Consider the following 20,876-nt stretch of genomic DNA (forward strand, 5'->3'; position numbering starts at 1 on the left):
GTCAGCTGGAGTCAAGGGCTTAGCACCTTCTTCTTATATAAGAAACGACGCCAATCTTATATAAGACGGCCGGCCGTCGTTGGTGGCGCTGGAGCCGCCTAGGCCCTATGGTCTGGGAGGCTCTCGCGCAGCGGATGGACGAATGGTTGGGAAGAAGAAGGCGCCGAAGCGGGGAAAGCGAACTCCGATCGGAGACAGAGTTCAGGTCCTGATGATGATGCATCCGGACGTGATCGCCGACATTAAGCAGGTAGGTATCGACGAGCACCGAGCCGCGTGGGACGTGATGGAGCAGGCCGCAAGGGAATTTCTGAAGCGAAGGAAAGCGAAGAGAATATCCTGAAAATCCATTGTTTTTCCTTGCGGTTGCGCAGTCGCCGCGGTTCAATCCGCGAGCCGAGGGCTGCTTAGATGAAGCTGTTTGGTTATCTTCCGGAGACCCTTTTCAAGCCCTTGTCCGGGCCGAAGAAGCACGTCTATTCGCGCCTACTGATGCGCCTTTATGAGCGGGTCTATTCCGCGCGCATTCTCGAGACGCCGCTTAGGGAAGAGATCGTTAAGCAGATCGAGATCGGGCTCTCCGAGTTCGGCATCGGATCGATGGGCGATCTCTCGGAAGGCGATCCTGAAGAGGATCAGACCACAAGCCAGGCCCATTACCTGGCCTATTATCGATTGCGCGATACCGGTTGGCTCACGGAAGAAACCGAAAAATGGCGAACCTACGTGGACATGAACCCGGACGCTTTCATGGTCCTCGGGGCGATCACCGACTTCGGCAACAGCCGCGTGCGCGTCGCAGGCGCCGTGGTCGACGTCAAGAACAACCTAGAGGCCGCGCACCGTGAACCGGAAACGATGGCCCAAGGCTTGGCCAACGCACACGACACCGCATTGCGGTTCGCCCGCAGCATGCGCCGCATCCTGGCCGGAATGCGCGAGATCGAGGACCGCATTCTGGGCAATCCGAACGCGGCGGCCATCCTTCGCACGTTCTTCCAGGACTTCGTCGACGGGCTCCTGATAGCCGACTACAAGCAGCTCAAGACGTCCAATAATCCGTACCGTCATCGCCGCACGATCGCGACGCTCGCCGGCGACATGCTCGCGGACGCCAATCAGCTTGGCAAAATCGCGCGCGCTTACATCGAGCAGGGCGTCATGGCCGCAGGCGCCACGGTTGCCGCAGCCGAGGAACGCGTCATCGCCGAGATCGAGAAGATCAAGAGCGTATTCGAGGACGTCGGGCCGTTCATGGACAAGATCGAGGACTTCCGCGATCGGCTCGAACGCCGCATCCGTACGACCGTCCACTACATGGACGTCATGGGAGAAGGCTCCGCCGAGCGGATCGTTCGGCTGATCGAGCAGCTCTCTAAGATCGGCAGCGACGAGGTCGAGGTCCGTCTGAGGTCGCCGGATGTCGGTCTGCCCATCACGTCCCTCGCACTGTACACCCCGCCTCCGCCGAAGGCTCCGCCCGAGCGGACGCGCTTCAAGGTGCCGAAGCAGGATCCCTATCTCCGCGCCTACGTCGAGGCCACGACCGAATTCGACCGGATGGTGCGCGTCTCCGACCAGAGGCTGCTCGAGTTCGCCCGGCGGCAGATGCAGGGCCGCGACGCCGTGTCGTCCGCGGAGATCGAGATCGAGAGCATTCCGGACCTCTTCGCCTACCGGGCCCTCCCGAATCTGGCTGCGGTCGGCCGCTCTGTGCGACTTGGCGAATTCACGATCAGGCTCGACGAGGGGCGCACCGCCAACGACTGGATCGACGTGACCGCCTTCCGGATCGAAAGAACGAGGACCACAGCCGATGCTGCGTGATCTCTCCAAACTCGTCGACGACGCGGACTCCGAAGGGCAAGACGGCGACGTATTGCAGGAGGAATTGCGGCTGGCGGCACAGGCGCTTTGGCGCGCCCAGTTCATCTATGAGAACGACTGGGGGATGAAGCCCCCCTATGAAGTGCTCCGCCGCCACACTGCCGCCTCGTCAGAGCATGAAGCTCGATGAGAGTCTCCTCCTTCTGGTGCTGCGGCTTCACTATGAAGAGGCGTTTACGCGGTTCGAGGCCAGGGAATTCGGCGAGGTGGAAGTCGAGAGCGAGCAGATTCTGCAGATCTACGAAGATCGCACGCATCGCGAACGCCCAAATTTCGGAAGGGTGAAGGAAATCCTGGCAGGCTTCCGACAGCGAGGCCTCGTCCGAATTGACGATCGGGACGACAGGAACTTCACCCTGTTTCTGCGGCCCGCCTTACCGATCGTGGTCTCAAAGGACACGCTCGGGTCCCTCGAAGAGTTCGTGTCGCGCTCCACCCCGGCGACGGCAAAGACCGACGCCGCGAGCGAGGTGCAGGCGTGATCGAACTTCGTCGCATTATCCTGGTCGATTGGTATTTGTTTCGGGCGCAACAGGTCGACCTGCGTGGCATGACCGCGATCATCGGCCCGAACGGTGCGGGGAAGTCGGCGATCATCGACGCCGTGCAGACTGTGCTCTCGGGCGCAAGTATGGCCAGCATCCGCTTCAATCCGAGCGCCCAAAGCAACGTCAGGAGCAAGCGGACGCTACGCGACTACTGCCTCGGCGTTGTCTCGCTCGACGAGAAGGGCGAGCGGTCGGAGCCGACGCGCCAGCATGCCTACACCTACATCATCCTGGTCTTCGAGGATCTGGACGACGGCTCGGCGGTGAGCCTGGGCGTGGCTTTTTCGGCTTCGGCCTCGAGAAGCGACGAATCCTGTGAAGCGCGCTTCATCGCAAAGGGCGCGATGACAATGGACGACATCCTCGCGGCGGTCGGCGACGACGAGGTCGAGACGCTGCAGTGGCACGCCGTCCGCACCGCGTTGCGCACCCGGCATATCGAGGTCGACGACGCGTTCTCCAGCGCGACCGACTTCGTGGCGGAATCGCTCAGAGCCTTATCGCCGGCAGGGTTCCCACTCGACCCGCGGCGTTTCCAGAAGGCATTCCGGAACGCGCTGCTACTGAAGCCGGTGGACAATCCGACGGATTTCGTCCGGAACTACGTCCTCGACGTTCAGCCTCTCCAGGTCGACAGGCTTCGGCGCGGTATTGAACATTGGCGGTCATTGACCCGCCGCATCGAGGAATTGAGGGCGCAGAGCGCCAGCCTCGCCGGAATCCTGCGCATCGTCGGCCGCGCCGTCGAAAACGAGAGAGTTATCGCGACCAATAGCTGGCAGATAGCGCGCCTGGAATGGGAGAGGTTTCGCCGGGAGGCCAGACGCCAGGAAAAAGCTATCGCGCAGTTCCGGAGCGCCGCAGGAAAGGCCGAAGTCGAGGCGACCGCGGCCGCGACCCGACATGCGACGCTCGAGGCAGAGCATAAGACCGTCGAGCTGTCGATCAGAACCAGCGACGCCGAACAGCTTGCCCAGATGTACGAGTCGGACAAGACCGCAACCATGAGCCAGCGCGCCAACGCCATGGCGCCGATCAAGGACATCGATGGTCTTATCGCTTCGATCAAGAAGGCCGTCGAACTCAATCTACTGGTTCGTCGCGACGACCTGCTGCATGCGCTGTTAAGCGCGGTCGTCGTCGCCCGAGGAAGGGCGCCACTTTTAGAATGGGATAAGCCATTACCGGGCGACTGGAAGGATAGCGCCTCTCACCTCGATGCGGCGCTTCTCTCGGTCGACCAGGAGAGGCTTGCCGCGGTCCGCAAGTCGTTCTCGGATGCGCATTTTACCGCCCGAGTTGCGACCAAGGACCTTCAGGATCGCATCGACCAGATCGACAGCAATCTGAAGCGGCTGGACCAAGGGCTCAGCCCTATCGAGCGCGGCACCCGGGATCTGATCGATCAGCTTCGATCGCACGGCATCGAAGCCGAACCGTTGTGCGATCTGGTGGAAATCCGCGACGACAAATGGCGAATGGCGGCGGAGGCCGTCCTGGGTCGTTCCCGCGAGGCGCTGATCGTCGAACCCGGCCGGGCCGTCCGCGCCCTGGAGATCTACCGCGAAGGCGGCGAATATTCGTTCCAACACGCCGAGGTCATCAACACGACCAAGACCGACAGTACGCGACCCGCTGAGAAGGGCTCGTTGGCGCAGATTATCAGCACGGAAAACCGGCATGCGCGGGCCTTCCTCAACTACAGGCTTGGCCGGCTGATGATGGTGGAGACGATGGACAGGATGGTCGCCGCCGAGAACGCCATCACTCCCGACCGGATGATGCAAGGCGGGCGGACGGTCCGACGGCTTCCCAAACCCGAGCACCTCAAGCTTGGGCGTGCCACACAGGGGCAAATGCGTCAGCAGCTCGAGATCGAGCGAAATGACCTTACGCTGCAGCTCGCTGAGCGGGCGCGCGAAGTTGGCCGGCTGGAAGAAGAGGCACGGCTGTTCGAGGAAATGTTCGCGCGCTTCAAAAAGACGATCGAAGCCGATCTGACTTGCTCCGGATGCGGCGCCGACCTGGCTGCCTTCGACCGCAAGCTCGCCGAGATCGGGAAAAACATCGAGGATGCCAAACGCAATCGCGATCCCAAGCTCGTCGCCGATCTGAAGCGCCTTACGGGTGAAGTCGAGGGGGCAGGCCGCAAGAGGACAGAGACGCAAAAGGCTTTTGATGCTGTGAAAAGTGCGCGAGATAAGGCCGAAGGTGCGTACGATGACTACATGCAAAAGAACCGCGTCACTGCGCGCGCAGCCCGACGCGACCGTGCGCGTCAGATGCGTCAAGACTTCCCGCAATCCACAGCTATGCGCGACTACCGTCCGGAGGTCGCAGGAATTGCGACGGAAGCGATACCGAACCGCATTGACGGACTGACCGCGGACAGGGAGACTCGTTCTACGACAAGGCGATCCAGCCTGATGCGCGAAATGACCAACGCGATGAACAAGCACGGTCAGGATTTCCATGTAGTGCCGTCGTTCACCGCGGAAGAAGCGACGCCGACGGCAGTCGAGCAGTGGGCGGCGACCGAAAAGGAGCGGCTCGATGGGCACGAGCTGGTCCAGTATGAGGAGCAGTGCCGAAACGCCGCGACTGAGATGACCTCGGCATTCCGAGACGATCTCCTTCATCGGTTGGATGACGCCTTCATGGGCATTCGAAACACCCTGAAGGAGCTGAATCGTCATCTGGAGGATCGCCAGTTCCACGGGCGAGATTACTATTCGTTCAAAGCGCTCGATGCGCCGACTCATGTCGACATGATCGAGCTCGTCGAAGAATCTCGAAAGCCTGAATTCAACCTGCCGCTCTTCGGGGACCGGTGCGGGGACGCGAATTCCCCGATGATGCGTGCGGTCCGTCAGATCGAGGAGATCCTGTCGAATCCGGAGGCGCGGACGGAGGATATCGAGGACCCGCGCAAGTATTTCAATTTCGAGCTCTATATCAAGGATGCCCAGGGCACGATCCGGTCGTCGTTGACGAGCCGTGCGGGCACGGGATCCGGCGGCGAAGGTCAGTTGCCGTTCTACATCGCTATCGGTGCCTCATTGGCCGCCACATACCAGAACCGGCGCACCGGGGAGAGCGGACTGTCTCTCGCGATCTTCGACGAGGCGTTCAATCGGTTGGATACGAAGGCGATCGGCCAGTGTTCGGAGTTCATGCGGGCTCTGGGGCTTCAAGTCATGTTGGCCACACCAGACGAAAAGCGCCACGTGTTCATGGAAGTGGTCGACACCGTCGTAAACGTGAATCGGCTGGGCAACCAGGTGATGATCGACACCGAATTCTTGACCGACAAGGCCCGCGACGCGATCGTTGCGATCGACCCTTACCGCAAGGGCTTCGACGTATTCAAATCCGAGCAGATCGCGGCCGAGAAGGCTGAGGCTATCCCGCGGGACCAGGCCGCTGAATGACCGACGTTCGCACAACGGATGCTGGGATCGAGTTCCTCGAACGGCTGCTGGAGCGGAGCGAACGCAATCCTGATCGCTTAAGGCCGGCATCCGCGGCTCCGGAGTACGACGGGCTGTCGACCGCGCAGCAGGTGAGCCGGTTTCACGATTTGATGGCGGCGGCGGAGAGGTTCAGCGCTGTCGAGGTGCAGTGGGGCAAGAGGGATCGGAGTCACCTGATCGAGCGGGTCCGCGTTCGCGACGCTGAATTGCTGGCAAGACACCTTGGACGTCCGACAGCGCCAGCGACCGCGCAACGCGTTAGGGACGAACTGCTCCAGGTCGCGGCGACCGGAGAGCCATGGGTCGCCACCCTGTTGGACGAGATGACGGCTAGATGGGCCCGCAGCGAGGCGGCCTATCGCCTGACGGCCGGCCAAGCCGATGCAGCCAAGGAGTTCTTCAGGCTGCTGGCGTCCATCTCGCGGGAGGAGGCCAGAGGACTGGACGCACGAACCTTCTCTAAAAAGGCGACGAACGACACGAAGGCCTTCGATAGGCACGCTTCGCGGCTTGCCGCCGTTCTCGGCGTCCGGATCGGGCAGCCGGGCGCGGCTGCCGATGTGATCTGGACGCACATCGGGCTCGAACGCTTCAGTCATCCCGTTCATCTGAGGGGGCCCGTCGCCGTTGAGGCGGCTGACGGTCGCTTGGTCGATGGTCGTGCAAAGCCGTTCGCGTCCATTCATCCAGAGATGCTGCAGCAGCTATCGGTCATGGAGCGTCCGACGACGATCCTGACGATCGAGAACTATGCGAGCTTCAATCGGCAAGTCCGGGAGATCGAGGACGGCAGCATGGTCGTTTACACCGGCGGCTTTCCAGCGGCGGGGGTCGTCGAGCTTCTTTCGAAGGTGCTGACGAGCCTGCCGGCCGACGTGCCCTTCCTTCACTGGGGGGATGTCGACGTCGGCGGGGTGCGCATTTTCCGGTACCTTGAGGAAAACTTACCCCGCGGGCCGAGACCGCACCTGATGACCAAGCCGCTGGCTGAGAAATCGGGTCAGCCGGCAGATGCCGATCCGAGCCTGGCTTCGATCGCGAAGTCTGACAGTGCGATCCGAGACTTGGCCGGGTGGTTGTCGTTCGGGTCGAATGTGCATCACCTAGAGCAGGAGGCTCTGGATCCGGCGCCGCCGGCGCGCGGAGTGTCTTAAGCCGTTTGTTTTTAGGATCCTCGATACGACGCATGGAGGGCTTGCGTTGCGATTCAACCCATGAGATCCGTGGATTGAAAGCTCACGTAAACGGCGCGTCAACCCTGTCCATGGCCGAACTCACCCTCGATGGCGAAGGCAGACTACTATCGCAATGCACTTAGGCTCCTCTTCATCTTGGTCAGAGGGGGCGATTCCTTTTCGGATGAAAATTTCCCGAACGACGTCGGCGTGTTTGACGGGGAAGTGAAGCTTCAGGCGCTCGATTTCTGGATTCGTTATCCCGACTACCTAGCCGACGAGCTCCTCACCAAATATGAAGCGACTGGGGCGAGACGATATCTCGATACGGCTCGCCGGATCTTCGACGATGAAGAGCCGGATCTCCGCCGCGTCCCGATGTTGCGGAACTATTTCGGAGCGTATGAGCCGATCGATACGGCAATTGCTCATCTGAAGGCGCGCGGATTGGTGACCCCCAGGACGAAGCCGCTGGGAAAGGTCGCCAATCACCGCGATTTCCTTGTGAGCAGAGCGGCCTTCGAGCTCGTCGAGCGGATCGTTGCCGAGCTGCCGGAATTCGGCTGGTACGAATCCCGGGTGTGGCTGGTGCTCGAAATGGCCGACGGCAGGGCCGGCGGAGCCCTGAAGCAGCGGCAGCATGAGCAGAAGGAATATCATGAAACCAGGCGCGGAGATCTGATCCCCACGATCGCGGAACGCGTTCGCAAGCGTCTTGCCGATGCATTGGAGGCTGCGAATGGCTGAGCGGCGGAAGGCCAAGGAGACGAGCGGAGACTGGGTCGATAGCATCGCGTCGAAGTCGAAGCGGACCTCCGACGACGTCAAGAAAGTCCTGGAGCGCTACAACATCAAGCCGAGGGCTGAAATCGCGATCCCGCGAAGGTTGGCCATTCGGTCGGTCCTCTTCAAGGGGCGGAAATCGGTGGGCGCGCAGACGCCCATTGATTTCGAGTGGACGGATCTCGGGCCCGGACTGCATGCCATCTTGTCGGGTCGGAACCTGCGCGGCAAGACGACGCTCCTTTCCATCATAAGATGGTGTCTAACTGGACGGCGGTCTCTCCCGTCCGAGATGAAGGAGTGGTTCGCCACCGTAAGCCTCAAGTTCACCCTCGACGAGCGGTCATATGAGATTCGCCTCACGGATGCCGTGAAGTCCGAGGGCAAGTTGATCCGGTTCGACGAGGAGCGGGAAATCCCGGTTCGCGTGTTCGCGTCGGAGGACGAATTCGAAGAGGTGATGTCCGCGTTCTTCATGAGTGAACTCGGATTAGAACGGCTCACAAACCACACCGTGCGCGATGGGAAATCGGTCGACCAGGATCACGATTGGCCTTGGCTGTCGACCGCCATGACGATCGAGCCTGATCCCGGTGCGTTGTTTGGATCTATGCCACTGGCCGCGATGCCGCTGCGGATGATGCAGATGTTCGTCGGCATGCCCTTGGTGGGAACGCGGAATGATCTGACCGCGGTGGTCGGTCGGCTAAACCATGAGACACGACAGGCTGACGAGATGCAGAAGCGTGTCCGCACGCAGGCCGAAGCGCGGATCGCCGAGCTGGAGAAAAGCCTGGAGGAAGCTAGGAAGCGGATCCAGTCGAAGCCGGGCGCGCGGGAATTGCGCCAAGCGGTTCAGGCCGCAAACGTCAGATATGCCGCGTGTGAAGAGCAGTTGCGCCGCTTGAAGATTGTGAAAACGGCGGTCGATGCGGACACATCGGCGGCAAAGGAAAGCTACGATCGCGCCCGGCGCGAATTCCGCGAGTTCAAGGAATCGAGAGACGCAGGTCATCTTTCGAGCGCTGAAACCGGAGTGCTGTCCGAGTTGCGACGAGGTGATCACGGAACAGCATCGGAAGAAAACCGAGGAGCAGCATCTATGTGCGGTTTGCGGCACGCCGGACAGGCCGCAGGCCGAGGGTCTCGTCGCCGCCGAAGAGGAGCGGCTCGCTGGCGCGGTTGCGGAGGCGAAGTCCGAGTGGGAAGCGCAAGACGATCGCGCGCAGTCTGCCGATCGGGACGTTGTCGATCAGGAGACGCGTTTGCTTGCGGCGGAGCGCGCATGCCGAGAGGCAGAGCAGGCGGTTGAAGATCCGCAACCGCACCTGGAAGCCGAACGTGACTGCATCAGGCTGGAGGCTCAGATTGAGGAGCTCCGCCGTCCGGTGGCCATGGCTCGCGAAATCGAAGGCGGCGATCGTGACATCCTCTCGGCGGCGGAGACCGTCGCCAAGGATCTGATGAAACCAAATCAAGAGGCGATACTGGCGCGGGTTTCCGAACTAACGACCGACTATGCCAGGCGGTTTGGTATCGAGAACCTCGAAAGGCTCTCTATCGATGGCGCCACGCGCATGAAGCTTGTTAAGGGAGGACAGCAATCCTGCTTTTTGGCCCAAACGGCCGGTGAGAAGGTGCGTCTCAAGGTAGCGGCCACGCTTGCGATCCTCAAGATCGCCGAGACCGAAGGCGTTGGTCGTCATCCCGGTCTGCTTCTCGTCGACTCTCCCGGCGCCAACGAGATGGTGGCGCCGGACTATGAGAAGTTGATCGCAGGCTTGGCGGAACTCGCGACCGAGCTGCCTCATCTGCAGATTTTCATTACCGGTATCGACAAGCCGGCCATCCGAGAGCGTGTCCCTTGCAGCAACTTGCGCTACGCTGAGGGCGACGAGTATCTCTGGTGACGCGATGGAACCCCTAGAGCGGACCATGACGACCCTGCTTGAGCGGGGGCATTCGCCGACGCTGGCTGACTTCGGCGGACTTTCCGTCGTTGCCGCGGCGGTCGATGAGATTTCTGCCAGCAGATTTTCTGCCGAGTTCGTCGAGATCGCCTTAGAGGAGGCAGGTGACGAGCCGTCAGCTCAGCAGTTCTCGGCGCAGGTGATAGCGCGTGTTGAAGACGACTTCAGGCTCAACTCAATTGTCGAAGTGATTCAGGCAAACCGGCTGTCAGATGATCTGGAGGAAGGAATTTTCGACCACTGGCTGAAGATGTCTCAAGACGGCAGCGCCACCGTCACCGTGCGCACGGCTTCGCTTATGGGCGCCCTCATACTGAAACGCAACAAGGCTCGCCGGGCGCTAAGGCTTGCATCGGCAATTGCGAGCGCGCGTCTGGACGACGACCCATTCTACCTGGCGCACGCGACCAGGGTCGGTGGGTTTCTTCATTCCGAAGAGCCTCACGAAGGAATTCTCGAATTTCTGAGGGACGTCGTTAAGGTCGAGGAAGCGGCGGACGATGCGAACTTCGAATTAGGTCTGTACAACGTCGGCGAGGCGCTGAAGGAGGAAGACCCGGCGAGAGCCAAAGAGCTGATGGGCGTCGCGCGCGTCTCGTTCGACTCGGCTGCTGCGGCCAGGGAGGCTAGGTCCGATGCGAAGGCCTTCTCGATAGCCATCGGTCTGCTCGAAGGTTTCTACCAGCGCCGTCCAGCCTCTGAGATGCGCGAATGGGTAGCCGCGCTGAAGCGAGAAGCGTTCGCCCACTCCGCCTACGTGTACGGATCCGACGACAATCCTCTGCTGGGATCGCGCGGTGCTCAAATCGCCGCGTGGGCTTCGCTTGGTATGCGCTTGGCGCGCCTCGCGGACGAGATCGACCAAGCCGTCTGGCTCGACGGCATCAAGATCATCGAAGAAGAGTTGCTCACCGTGTACACGGCGAGCCGGACGATCCTGGGAGGGCAGCGGGCCGGCGGAGTCGAGGCAATCGTATCCCCCCGCATCCACTCCAGCCTCTTGCACAACCAGGCGCAGGCGTTGGCGCTGCGGCGGTGGCTGTCTGAGAACGCGACGTCCGAAAAGGCGGCGGCAGCAGCCGAGCTGGTAGGTCTCGTCGACGACTATATCGCAGGAAAGCAGCCGCCAAACCCTCTTGATGCGACGAGCGGAAGCCCGCTGCTCGCCGCACTACAAGGAAGGGCCAAGGAGTTCGGCGCGTTCGATGCGGCCGCTGTAGCCGTAGCTCGAATCCATGAGATCGAGAGCAGCAAGATCTCTCACGCGATCATGGAATGCCTCGAGTCCGTGAGGATCGAGTTCGCGGAAGTGGAGACGTTCGCGCAGTATGAGGAGGTCAGAGCGGATTTCCTGGCGCTCGCCCTGAAGACCCTGCTCTTTCTTGAATTCCGCCTCGACGCGACGGCGGCCCAGGATCCCACTGGCGCTTACTTGTTCGAGAACGCGGATGGTAGCGCGCCCCTCGAGAAGGAGTTGCAGCAGGATTATTTGCGATTCCTTCATAGCTCGAAGCTGGGCACGCATGACGAGGTAAGGGGGGTGGCTGCGGGGCGCGCGGATGTCTTTCATGATCTGGGTCGCGTCCGGATCATCACGGAGATCAAGCGGGAGTCGGACGATTGCTCCTTCGATGCTCTGCTCGAGAACTACGGAGAGCAGACCGCGGCGTACCAGAACACGAATGTCCCCTTGGGAATGCTGATGGCGCTGGATCTGACGAGGAGCCAAAGCGTTGGACAGCACATCAGCGCGTTATGCACGGCGGTAGTAGGCGACTTCCTCGATGACGGCGTTCGTCGCGGCGTGATGGTGGTGAAGGTTCCCGGTAACCGGATCTCGCCTGCAGTCGCTACGCAGAGAGGGCGGAAGCGCAATCAAGGCGGCAATTCGAAACCAGGGAAGCCTAGTCGACGTAAATCGCCGGCGAAGAAGCCCGCGAAGGGCGCGACCTAGCTGGATTTGCGGTCGCGACCTGATGGCCGAGCAGCAAATCGAGTCACTCTTAAATCTCAAAGCTGGGGATCGAGTCACTCTTATCGGGGGCGGCGAGCGCATTTGACATCGCGCCAAGTCGAAAAAATCGACTCCTGCGCGCTCGCGCCGGGGCGTCAGAAAAAATCAGGCGGAATAGCTGAGCGACATCAGTGATATAAAATCGAGTCACTTCTAAAGGGGGAAATCGAGTCACTCTTAGAGAGGAAACGAGTCACTCCTTTCGGTGTCCGCACACTTTCGCCAACCGTTTAATATTATTGCAGAAATAGGCGGCGACCCGTCCGACAATGACGGCGGCGGCGGCCCGAATCCAGACCCGCATTCTGGTTGGTGGGCCTTCTTGGATACATATCGAACGTTATGCGTCGTACCAACCCCGGAAGTTCGGGAAACTTTCGAACAGATTAGGAGAGGTGGTGTGCTCGAGCCGAGCTAGGCCACCAATTGGCCGCCCTCTGAAGTAAATGGCTCAATGTATCCCGGGTCGCAGACAAGCGCGCCGACACCATCGCAAGCACCCAGGCGAAAGCGTCCTTGCTCTCAACGGTTCGGGCGGCAGTCATGCCACCGATCGTGGTATGTAGCCAGTCCCGCCCTTTCAAAACATTCGATATTCTGCTATGGTGTGATTTGGCTCCCGGCAGGAGCCTGCCGCCCGTCGTAGCGAAGCCGTTGAGGCACTGCTTTGATCCATCGTTCCCACATGTCATGTCGGGTCCGAGAGGTGGTTGACGGGCGACGCTTCGCTAAGGGCCGGGAGACTTGACGTGTCGAACAATCAAATTCGCCCATCCTCTATCGAGGGAATTAAGCAACTCGCCAAGCGCCTCAAGAAGGCAAATGGCCTGAAGCACGGTGCCGCGCTGGATATGGCGTCCAGGGCGGCTGGCTGCGAAAACTTCAAGCATGCGCTTCGCAGCCTGGGTGCTAATGCGAAGCGTCCGCGAGCGGCACATGAAATCTATATCTCAGTGCCGTGGCGCGACCGGGCAACCAATTTGACCGGCCGCGAAATCCTCAGGATGTTCGCCAGCAAGCGCTTGGATGCGCTGGCAAGCCCGGCGCAGTACAAGGCGGCGCGCGGGTTGATCGCCATGCGGCGCGAAGGCCCCGACCATATCGCCGACACCTACACCGCTTCGTCCAAGGAGGCAGCGCAGGCCGCGGCCTGTGCCGCGGCGCGCACCCTCCAGTTCATCGACGCGACGGGTCTGGTCCCATCAATGGCCAAGCGCTCCTTCCCGCGGGGGCAGTTCCAGAACCGAATGCCCGGATCCGACCACGATAGCGCATGGTTCGATCCCGCCGCGAAGACCTATATTCGGGCGAACGAGCCTTATAGCCGTGGCGATGTGACGGCTGAGCAGCTGCAGTGGGCCACGCGGCATGGCTGGACGGTGGCTGCCGCGCCCTGGAAAGGCATGTATAGCCCCGACGGCGGATCATCCCTCTTCCTCACGGCCGATACCTCGAAAGGCTATTCGCTGCAGCCGATCATGTCGAAGCTCGCCGAAGCCCCTGCCCCCATCGTGGTTGCGGACTGGAATGGCGAGTCCAGGGCTTTCCTGCCGAAATTCATCAGTCCGGGCGGCTTGGCCGAGACCAAGGCAAAAGCGGCTACGCCGAAAGCCGAGCGACCTCGCGGCGCGAACAGCTCCGTTGGATACGCCATATTCCCGTCCGGCCCGAGCCGCCGGCCTAAGGCACGGATGCCAATTGAGGGGCACCAGGCTATTGGACGGCTTTTGAAATCCGTACTGGTCGATACACGCCAGCGCGCGGGTGTTTATCGGCGGGTCGACGCCATTCGCTGCGAACTCGATAACTGGGTCCAGTGCGAGTACAAGCGCAACGAGTTATCGGACGAGGTCTTTTTCGGCCTCTATTATCAGGAACTGCCGAAGGATGATCCGCTCGCAGCACCACCCGCAGGCCGCGACCGGCACATCGCCAGCCTCGCTGAGGTGGCGGCGACGCTTGCCCGGTACTATCCCGAATGTTCGCCATTGCGCGCACTCTTGAAGAAGGCGGATCTCGCGACCGTTTCTCTTCGTGCATGGAGATAAATAAGTGCGCGCCTGACCAAATCTGGTCAGGCGCGTTCGCTTCAGTAGATGGCGCGATGCTCCCGACACGATCATCGCGGATGTCGCCATCATAGTAGTCCGCAGGAATGTCCCGGCTTTGTCACGATGGGCGCGTATTAACTATGAGCTAAAAATCACCATTCGACATCGAGCTGGTCATCATAGCGCATTCCCGGGAAACCGCTCCAAACGTAGTGATCGGGAAACAGCCGTGTAGGGCGTCGTATATCGACCCGGAACCCGGGATAGGCATCGCTGATCACCTGTTCGAAAAAGCGCTTGCTGCGCGGGACAAGACAATCAGTCATCGCTACCAGAAAGCCATGCAGTTGCTCATACTCCGCCAATAGAGCGCTCGGATCGGCTTGGGCTTCCATGTAGTCAAAGAGCAGGTCGATACTATTCCCAGGTTGGACGAACAGTGGTCGCCGCTCTTCGAAATAAACGACCTCGATAGGCTCTCGGACAGGATCAACATTGCCATGCAATGCGAAATTCCTACGATTGATAATCGTCATGAATTCCGCATAGCCTGGAACACTCTTGTCAACAGTCCTGGCAAATCCATCGCAATTTACGCTGAGCAATTCCAAACGCTCTGGAACATTGGTTCTCAGAAAAGTGTCGTATGCGCGTCTGTCGTCACGAATGGCGCTCCTGCAGAATGTGAGAATGAGCATGTTGATGTAGGCTTCTGCCATGACGGGCATCAGTAGCCGCAGCTTCAGGCAATCGCCAAAGAGCTTTTCGATGCGCCGAGAGTTTTCATCGAATGACTTTCGAGATGCGTCCAGGCTTTCCTTTGAATCGTCAGGATAGACCGTCTCAATAGGGTCCGGAGAATCTACGATGCTTGCATGCAGATCGGCGCATAGGTTCGCTATTGCGGCGTACTTGTTTTGAAAAAGAATGTACTTCTCAAAACTCTTTAGAATCCCAGACTTTTCTTTGGCGACCCGGCGGAAATCGGATTTAATTGCGTTGATGAGCTCTTTCCATTCCTCATCGGATAATTTCTCAGAGACGAGTATGTGAACCTCGCGAAGGTGTCCGCAAATGTAAACGTCTTCGTTGCCGGCCTTAAGCTGGAAATCCCAGTGAACAATATTGTCGCTATCGTCTTTGCGCAGCAAGTTTTGAAAGCCGTTCGGCTTCCCAAAGCGGGCTCTCAGGTAAGCGTAAACATCGACCGGCTTCAATTTTGCGCGTACGGCTAGTATTTCTCTCGTGCGCTTGTCGGGCGACTTGCTTGCCTTCAGGAATTCGGCCACCTCGGATGAGGTGCTGGCACGCCACGTTTCCACATTTGTACAAGCAGGCACGACTCTAATCCCGACGTGCGAGTGCAATCCGCAAGCGTCTGGCGCGATCTTGAAAGGCTCTTTCGCCGCCCTCAAGGATATCGCAAACGAGCTTGCGAATGGGTTTTTCGTCCAACCCGCCGCTCCGATAGGTGATCGGCGGTAGTCCATCGGCGGTATGCGGACCTACCTCGGCGACGATGATCTGATCGGCATCGGTGTTGATCACAAGGTTAGCATTGTGTGTCACCATGATTACTTGGCGCTTGCGCTTCGCAGCCTGAAACAGAGGGACAAGCTCCGCGTAGATCGATTGGGGATCTAAGTTTTCTTCCGGTTGATCAATGATCAGCGGCCTATCGTCTCCATCGTCCAGAGCGAGATAGAGCAAGACAAGCACGATACCACGCGTGCCGGGGGACAGTTTTTGGATGTCGATTCCATCATACTTGATCCCATATTCGATCGAGATGTGGTCGGTGCCATAAAGCCATTGTGCAAATCGGCGGCTCCATGGGCGGTAGTTCGCGGCATCCGTTCGCGGATAGGGAGCGTTCTCAAGCAAGGCTGAGGCATGCTTTGCGCGAAATGCGTTCATCGCTTCGGCGATGGTCTTCGAGTCTCCCGTTTCCCATGCTTCGGCAAGCATGTCGTGAGCCTCGCGGGTAAGAGAACCGACGCCCTTAAAAGGACCGCCGCGTTTATCGAAAAGCTCCTCTCCCTTTGCTGCCCACGCGTCAACGTCGACTACTCTCGTGACGTTGAAGGACAGTTTTGCCAAGGTTCCGCCAGCGAGGGCGAGCCGTGCCATGAGGGGCGCATAGAGTTCGCGGAGCACCGTTTCCTCACCCACGATGGCGTCGAACACACGCATATAGCCCTGCTCGCGAGCCTTCACGAGCTCTTCAGCTCGCGCTTTCGCTCCTTCGCAATTTGCGAGCCTCTCCTGCAATTTGGTCAGCGCGACGGTTTCTTCGTTGATGCGCTTCGTAACCGCAGTTAACCGATCGGCCGTAGCTTTGTCGGCGGCAACGAGTTTGCTCAACCGGTCTATCTCGGCCTCCAGTACGGCCAATGATGTATTCTTAAGGTCGGCATTGTCCGCGAGAAAAGCGCCATCGGGCTGAACCGCAGTCTGAGGCGCTTTCCCTTTCCATGAAGCAGCGTTGTCGATCGCCGCCTTTGCCTTCGCCTCCAGAATTGTATCAACGTCGCCTTGAAAGCGGAGTAGGAAATTTTGCCAATCGGCGGCAGTCATGGCCTGGAGCGGGTGTCGCTCTTGCATGGCGCGCAACGTTGCGGGCGCGCGGTTCTGGCGCAAATCCTTTACTTCAGTTGTGATGGCTGTGACGATATTTTGCGCCATCGAGAAGTAGCGAATATTGCTTCGTACCTTTTCCGCCGCCTCGATGAGCTGTTGAAGGCGTTCGCCGGCCTTGTTCTCCTTTTTGGGCAGCAATTTTTTTCGGTCTGACTGGTATTGGGCGATTATTTTCTTTTTGTCGTCGATTTGTTTGGTCAAGGCCGCGACTTGCCGAGTTTTCTCCATTTCTTGACCGATCCGGTCCGAAATCTCGGCAAGCGCGGCCGTCTCGAGGTCACGGGTGTCACGATGATTTCCGGCCCGCATGTCGAGAAGCTCTTCAAAATCAGCGGCCCCGTCGCGTTCGAGGCTGGGATGAGCCTCGAAGATGACGCGCTCAATTTCCCTGATTAGCTCGGGCATTCCTTCGTTCGAGCAGAGATCCTCGACAAATTGCTGCGACAGGTATCGTGCGCGTGGATAGGAATCGGACGACGGGTCCTCGGGCTCGTCGAGCGAGCGTTCAATCAGCACAGCATCGCCCTTCCATTTTAGGAGAACGCTCTCGAAGCGTAGATGCTCACGTGCCCTCGCAAGGAAGGATGGTCTGACTTCCGATTCCGTGTAAGCATCAGCGCCGGCTGCGATGATATCGACCAGGGCCGTTTTTCCTGAGCCGCGGGGACCGATTACGGCAATCAGGCCTGGGTTGAGCGGTATCTTTGGCGTCGTGATCCATGAGGCGTTCTCAACGACGACCTCGCTAATGACTTGCGACTCAAGGGCCGGCGATGGCGGTTCGGCTCCTACGAAGGCCCTCTCGGGGTCAATGCAGGCCTGGCGTAGAGCATCAAATGTCGGCGCGCCTTTGATCCAACAAAAGCGATCTTCCTCGGGCTTTCCAATGCGCGCCAGTTCGTGCGCATCGCAACCCCATAAACAGGGTTTGAGACCGTCATATCGATCTCTGAGTTGGTCTTCGGTCAGTGCACCGCGGCCGAGCCAAAAATCGCGCTGTTTGGCGCTGCCCGCAAATATCGCGTGGGCAGCTTTTTCTATTTCCTGCCGCAGGGTGGCATCGGCTCCTTCGCGCACACCGGATGTGCCATCCGCGTTGCCGGCAACTGCGATGAGGATATTCTCTTTTGCCCAAGGCATTCCATTGTAGGCGCGGATCAGATTTTCTCTCGATACCTTGAATTGAGTGCAGCCGTGCGCAAGCGCCGCTTCATCATTAGTCAGGTTCGGTTTTGCTTTGCGCCCAAGACGCATAAGTTCGGTCGGCGTGCATGCAAACTCATCATCGAACGCCTGGAAAATAAGACGGGAAAGAAACCGATTCAGTTCGGCGAGGTGATCCGGTGCCTCTGGGCTTACCAACAGATGGATGTTGACGAAATTTCCCTTCACGGTGCCCGTGTTCAGCCGAAGCTCGATGTTGGGAAATAACAATTCGCAATTCTTCAGACGGCCCTTTTCTTTCTCCGCCCGGATGCGCTCGTAGGATCGGGTAACGCAGTAATCGGTTATGCCAATGGCGCGCAAAGCCGGTGAAACTGCTTCAAGCGCGTCCAGGTATTGTGACCACCCGCCGGGGGGATATTGATCGGCCAGAACCGTACCCGGCGCATGAATATGTGGCTCCCAACGGTGCCATTCCGATCCGCGGTTCAAAGTGCCTCCCCTAAATTCGATAAATTTCAGCCGTAAGTTGTAGCTTGGCAAGAGGGACTAGGGTCCAGATTGAACGTGTCCTTGAGTTGTTGAAAGTATAATAAATATCAATTGGTTATAGAAAATTGAGATACATTTCCTTGCGCAATATCTTGACAATCGCAAGGTTTTGTATCATATATGTTCCATGAGGAAGGAACCGCAACGCCAAGAGGATAGGGCGATCTCGCTTCTCCAAAAGCGGGGCATGATGCGCCTTTCTGAATTCATCGAAGAAGGAATTACGTCGGCGACCATTTCGCGGATGGAGCAAAAGGGCGCTCTCAATCAACTCAGCCGCGGCCTTTACCGGCTACCTGACGCGCCACTGGACGGTAATCATTCGCTCGCCGTTGCTGCCAAGCTCGTCCCAAACGGCGTCATCTGTTACGACTCCGCGCTCGCCTTTCATGAGCTGACAGACCGTATCCCTCCCTATGTATGGATGGCGATCGGTCCGCGCGACTGGCGGCCCAAGATTACGCGACCGCGCATTCAGATCATGCGTTTCGGCCCGAAGGAATTCGACAAAGGTGTTCAACATCACAGCATCGAAGGCGTCGACGTCAAAATCTATTCGCCGGCAAAAACGATCGTCGATCTTTTCAAGAGCGGTAAGCACCAAAAGGCATTTTACGATTCGAATACCGGCTTTGCTCATGCGACGCAGGCAATGAAAGACGTGCTCAAGCTACGCAGGGCGACCCCCTCCGAAATTGCGAAGTACGCCGTCGAGGCCGGCATCTGGGAAAAAATCGTTCAGCCGCGCCTTGAGACGCTGACCATCAATGCGTAAGCCGCCGAAGAATGTCGGCGCCTCCGTCCGGGCCGGCTTGCTCAATCTCTCGAAGGAGCGCAACGAGCCGTTTGACCTCCTGCTCACGCAATATGCACTCGAACGGTTGCTCTACCGGCTGAGCATCAGCAAATATAAGGACAAGTTTGTACTCAAGGGAGCGATGCTCCTGCGTCATTGGCTCGATGATCCACATCGGCCGACACGCGATCTTGACCTGCTTGGCTTTGGCGACAGTGATCCGCAGCTCACGCTTGGCTATTTCAAGGAAATTGGTTCGATTCAAGCCGACGACGGCGTGACCTTCACCGACACACTTGAGGTCGACACGGTCCGCGACGACTCTGGTTACAGCGGACTACGCCTCAAATGCTATTCGACGATTGACGGCGCACGGATGCGGATTGTCATCGATATCGGCTATGGCGATGCGACCGAACCTGGACTCAATGAAATTGAACTGTTGCCGTTGCTCGATCAACCGGCCCCCAAGCTTCGCGCCTATCCGCCGGAGACGGTCATCGCCGAGAAATTCCAGGCGATGGTCCATCTTGGTCTCGCCAATACGCGTTTGAAGGACTTCTACGATATCTGGGTGCTCTCCCGGACATATGAATTCAAGGATGACCGGCTCGCGCGCGCAATCCGCGCGACATTCGACCGCCGGAAGACAGAGATTCCGACGGAGCGGCCAGATGCTCTCAGCGAGGCATTCGCGAACGATCCAACCAAAATCCAACAATGGACCGCGTTCATCCAGGACGTCGCGGTCGATCCCGGTCCTCTTGCCGGCGTCGTCGAAGCGCTCGCCACATTCCTGATGCCCCACGCAGAAAAGGCGCGTAACCTGAAAGGCTAGGAACAACAACGGAGCCATGATGGGTGTCTCTCCATGAAAATCGTTGATTCACTCCTCAACCGCTCGGAAAAAACCGTGCTGCGCGAACTTGAAAAGATCGCGTCGGACAATGCAATGCGGATATTCGCCAAGCCACGGCTATCTGACGTAATCCAAAAAGACAGTACGCATCTTACCAACCGCGAATTCGATTTCTACACCCGGAGCCATTGCGATTTCGTCGTCGCGGACGCCGACGCCCGACCGATCATGATCGTCGAATATGATGGGCCGCTGCACCAGTCGAGCGCCAAGCAGCAAGAGCGCGACGAGATAAAAAACGAGCTCTGCAGGCGTGCCGGGCTGGGACTACTTCGGATCAATGACAACTATGTCACGAAACTCTATCGCGGCATGACCGTCCTTCGCTGGATTGTCGAGGTCGCCGAATTAGAAAAGACTTTCTACGCGGCACAGGAAGATGGTCAAATTCCATGGGACGAACCATTCGACCCGACGTTTCTCGAGCCAGCCGGGTCAGGCGGCCGCTTTCCCTACTGGCTCGGAGCAGCCGCGAACCAATCCTTTCATAGATTCTTCAAAACACTTGACCGCACCATCCCTAAGGGCCGGAACGGCGTTATCGGCAGTGATGAGAATGGCGGCTCTCGCCGTCTTTCATGTCTTTATTTCGGCGATCAGATACTCTGGACGACGACCGGCATTCGAAAACAAGACCTGGAGTTTCCCGATTACGACCTGTTGGATGAAATCGACACCTGCGAGCTTGGTATTCTCCTGAAAAAATTCCGCAAGGGTGAAGCCGCCGCGTGCTCGCCCCAAGAATTCCGGCCCGTATTCGAACGCTTCTGCGACCGTTATAAGGCGCATCCATCCTATTCCATGGGGGCTTTCCCGTTCGATATCCATTGGGATTTTGCCGATGGATGGAAAGCACGGAAGCCTTAGGAGAGGCCTCCTCATTGCGGTGGGATCGCCGCTGTTG

At 58.9% G+C, this 20,876-nt stretch carries 16 protein-coding genes; 14 read left to right on the top strand and 2 right to left on the bottom strand.

Annotated elements, in window-relative coordinates:
- Positions 1–142 precede the first annotated feature (142 nt).
- The 11 genes from ACKWRH_RS06910 to ACKWRH_RS06960 all read left to right on the top strand — a co-directional run bounded on the left by ACKWRH_RS06910 (position 143) and on the right by ACKWRH_RS06960 (position 13,898).
- Entirely contained in the window at positions 143–343 is a 201-nt protein-coding gene (locus ACKWRH_RS06910) for a hypothetical protein (protein WP_445219866.1), read from the top strand.
- A 68-nt stretch (positions 344–411) separates the two neighbouring features.
- Positions 412–1,827: a Wadjet anti-phage system protein JetA family protein gene (locus tag ACKWRH_RS06915; RefSeq protein WP_445219867.1), complete on the top strand. Its 1,416-nt coding sequence runs from the start codon at positions 412–414 to the stop codon at positions 1,825–1,827.
- Positions 1,817–2,017 carry a hypothetical protein gene (locus ACKWRH_RS06920; protein ID WP_445219868.1) on the top strand — a complete coding sequence of 67 codons (201 nt, stop codon included), beginning with the start codon at positions 1,817–1,819 and terminating at the stop codon, positions 2,015–2,017. Before ACKWRH_RS06915 ends, ACKWRH_RS06920 begins: the two co-directional genes overlap by 11 nt.
- Entirely contained in the window at positions 2,004–2,369 is a 366-nt protein-coding gene (locus ACKWRH_RS06925) for a DUF4194 domain-containing protein (RefSeq protein ID WP_445219869.1), read from the top strand. Before ACKWRH_RS06920 ends, ACKWRH_RS06925 begins: the two co-directional genes overlap by 14 nt.
- Complete coding sequence (locus tag ACKWRH_RS06930; RefSeq protein ID WP_445219870.1) at positions 2,366–5,866, top strand: SbcC/MukB-like Walker B domain-containing protein; 3,501 nt, start codon at positions 2,366–2,368, stop codon at positions 5,864–5,866. Before ACKWRH_RS06925 ends, ACKWRH_RS06930 begins: the two co-directional genes overlap by 4 nt.
- The gene (locus ACKWRH_RS06935; protein ID WP_445219871.1) at positions 5,863–7,062 is read left to right on the top strand and encodes a Wadjet anti-phage system protein JetD domain-containing protein; all 1,200 of its coding nucleotides are present in this window, start codon (positions 5,863–5,865) and stop codon (positions 7,060–7,062) included. Before ACKWRH_RS06930 ends, ACKWRH_RS06935 begins: the two co-directional genes overlap by 4 nt.
- 129 nt (positions 7,063–7,191) lie before the next feature.
- Complete coding sequence (locus ACKWRH_RS06940; protein ID WP_445219872.1) at positions 7,192–7,830, top strand: hypothetical protein; 639 nt, start codon at positions 7,192–7,194, stop codon at positions 7,828–7,830.
- The gene (locus tag ACKWRH_RS06945; protein ID WP_445219873.1) at positions 7,823–9,178 is read left to right on the top strand and encodes a hypothetical protein; all 1,356 of its coding nucleotides are present in this window, start codon (positions 7,823–7,825) and stop codon (positions 9,176–9,178) included. The genes ACKWRH_RS06940 and ACKWRH_RS06945 overlap by 8 nt, the downstream gene beginning before the upstream one ends.
- Positions 9,132–9,776: a hypothetical protein gene (locus tag ACKWRH_RS06950; protein WP_445219874.1), complete on the top strand. Its 645-nt coding sequence runs from the start codon at positions 9,132–9,134 to the stop codon at positions 9,774–9,776. The genes ACKWRH_RS06945 and ACKWRH_RS06950 overlap by 47 nt, the downstream gene beginning before the upstream one ends.
- 25 nt (positions 9,777–9,801) lie before the next feature.
- Positions 9,802–11,790 (top strand): hypothetical protein, encoded by a 1,989-nt coding sequence (locus ACKWRH_RS06955; protein WP_445219875.1) that lies wholly within the window; start codon positions 9,802–9,804, stop codon positions 11,788–11,790.
- Between the two features lie 809 nt (positions 11,791–12,599).
- Positions 12,600–13,898, top strand: coding sequence for a DUF5623 domain-containing protein (locus tag ACKWRH_RS06960; RefSeq protein ID WP_445219876.1), 1,299 nt, complete (start codon positions 12,600–12,602; stop codon positions 13,896–13,898).
- Positions 13,899–14,053: 155 nt separating this feature from the next.
- Here ACKWRH_RS06960 and ACKWRH_RS06965 read toward each other — a convergent pair whose 3' ends face one another.
- Both ACKWRH_RS06965 and ACKWRH_RS06970 read right to left on the bottom strand, forming a co-directional pair.
- Entirely contained in the window at positions 14,054–15,241 is a 1,188-nt protein-coding gene (locus ACKWRH_RS06965) for a hypothetical protein (RefSeq protein ID WP_445219877.1), read from the bottom strand.
- A gap of 4 nt (positions 15,242–15,245) precedes the next feature.
- Positions 15,246–18,218: a TrlF family AAA-like ATPase gene (locus ACKWRH_RS06970; RefSeq protein ID WP_445222331.1), complete on the bottom strand. Its 2,973-nt coding sequence runs from the start codon at positions 18,216–18,218 to the stop codon at positions 15,246–15,248.
- Positions 18,219–18,384: 166 nt separating this feature from the next.
- On the opposite strand from ACKWRH_RS06970, the gene ACKWRH_RS06975 reads away from it, so the two are divergent.
- Genes ACKWRH_RS06975 through ACKWRH_RS06985 form a run of 3 tightly spaced genes read left to right on the top strand, consistent with a single transcriptional unit; the run spans position 18,385 to position 20,839 of the window.
- Positions 18,385–19,032, top strand: a complete 648-nt coding sequence (locus tag ACKWRH_RS06975) for a type IV toxin-antitoxin system AbiEi family antitoxin domain-containing protein (RefSeq protein ID WP_445219878.1) — start codon at positions 18,385–18,387, stop codon at positions 19,030–19,032.
- Positions 19,025–19,891 carry a nucleotidyl transferase AbiEii/AbiGii toxin family protein gene (locus ACKWRH_RS06980; RefSeq protein ID WP_445219879.1) on the top strand — a complete coding sequence of 289 codons (867 nt, stop codon included), beginning with the start codon at positions 19,025–19,027 and terminating at the stop codon, positions 19,889–19,891. The genes ACKWRH_RS06975 and ACKWRH_RS06980 overlap by 8 nt, the downstream gene beginning before the upstream one ends.
- Before the next feature lie 33 nt (positions 19,892–19,924).
- Positions 19,925–20,839, top strand: a complete 915-nt coding sequence (locus ACKWRH_RS06985) for a DUF2726 domain-containing protein (RefSeq protein WP_445219880.1) — start codon at positions 19,925–19,927, stop codon at positions 20,837–20,839.
- Positions 20,840–20,876: the final 37 nt, after the last annotated feature.

This window comes from Bradyrhizobium sp. Pa8 (assembly GCF_052588265.1).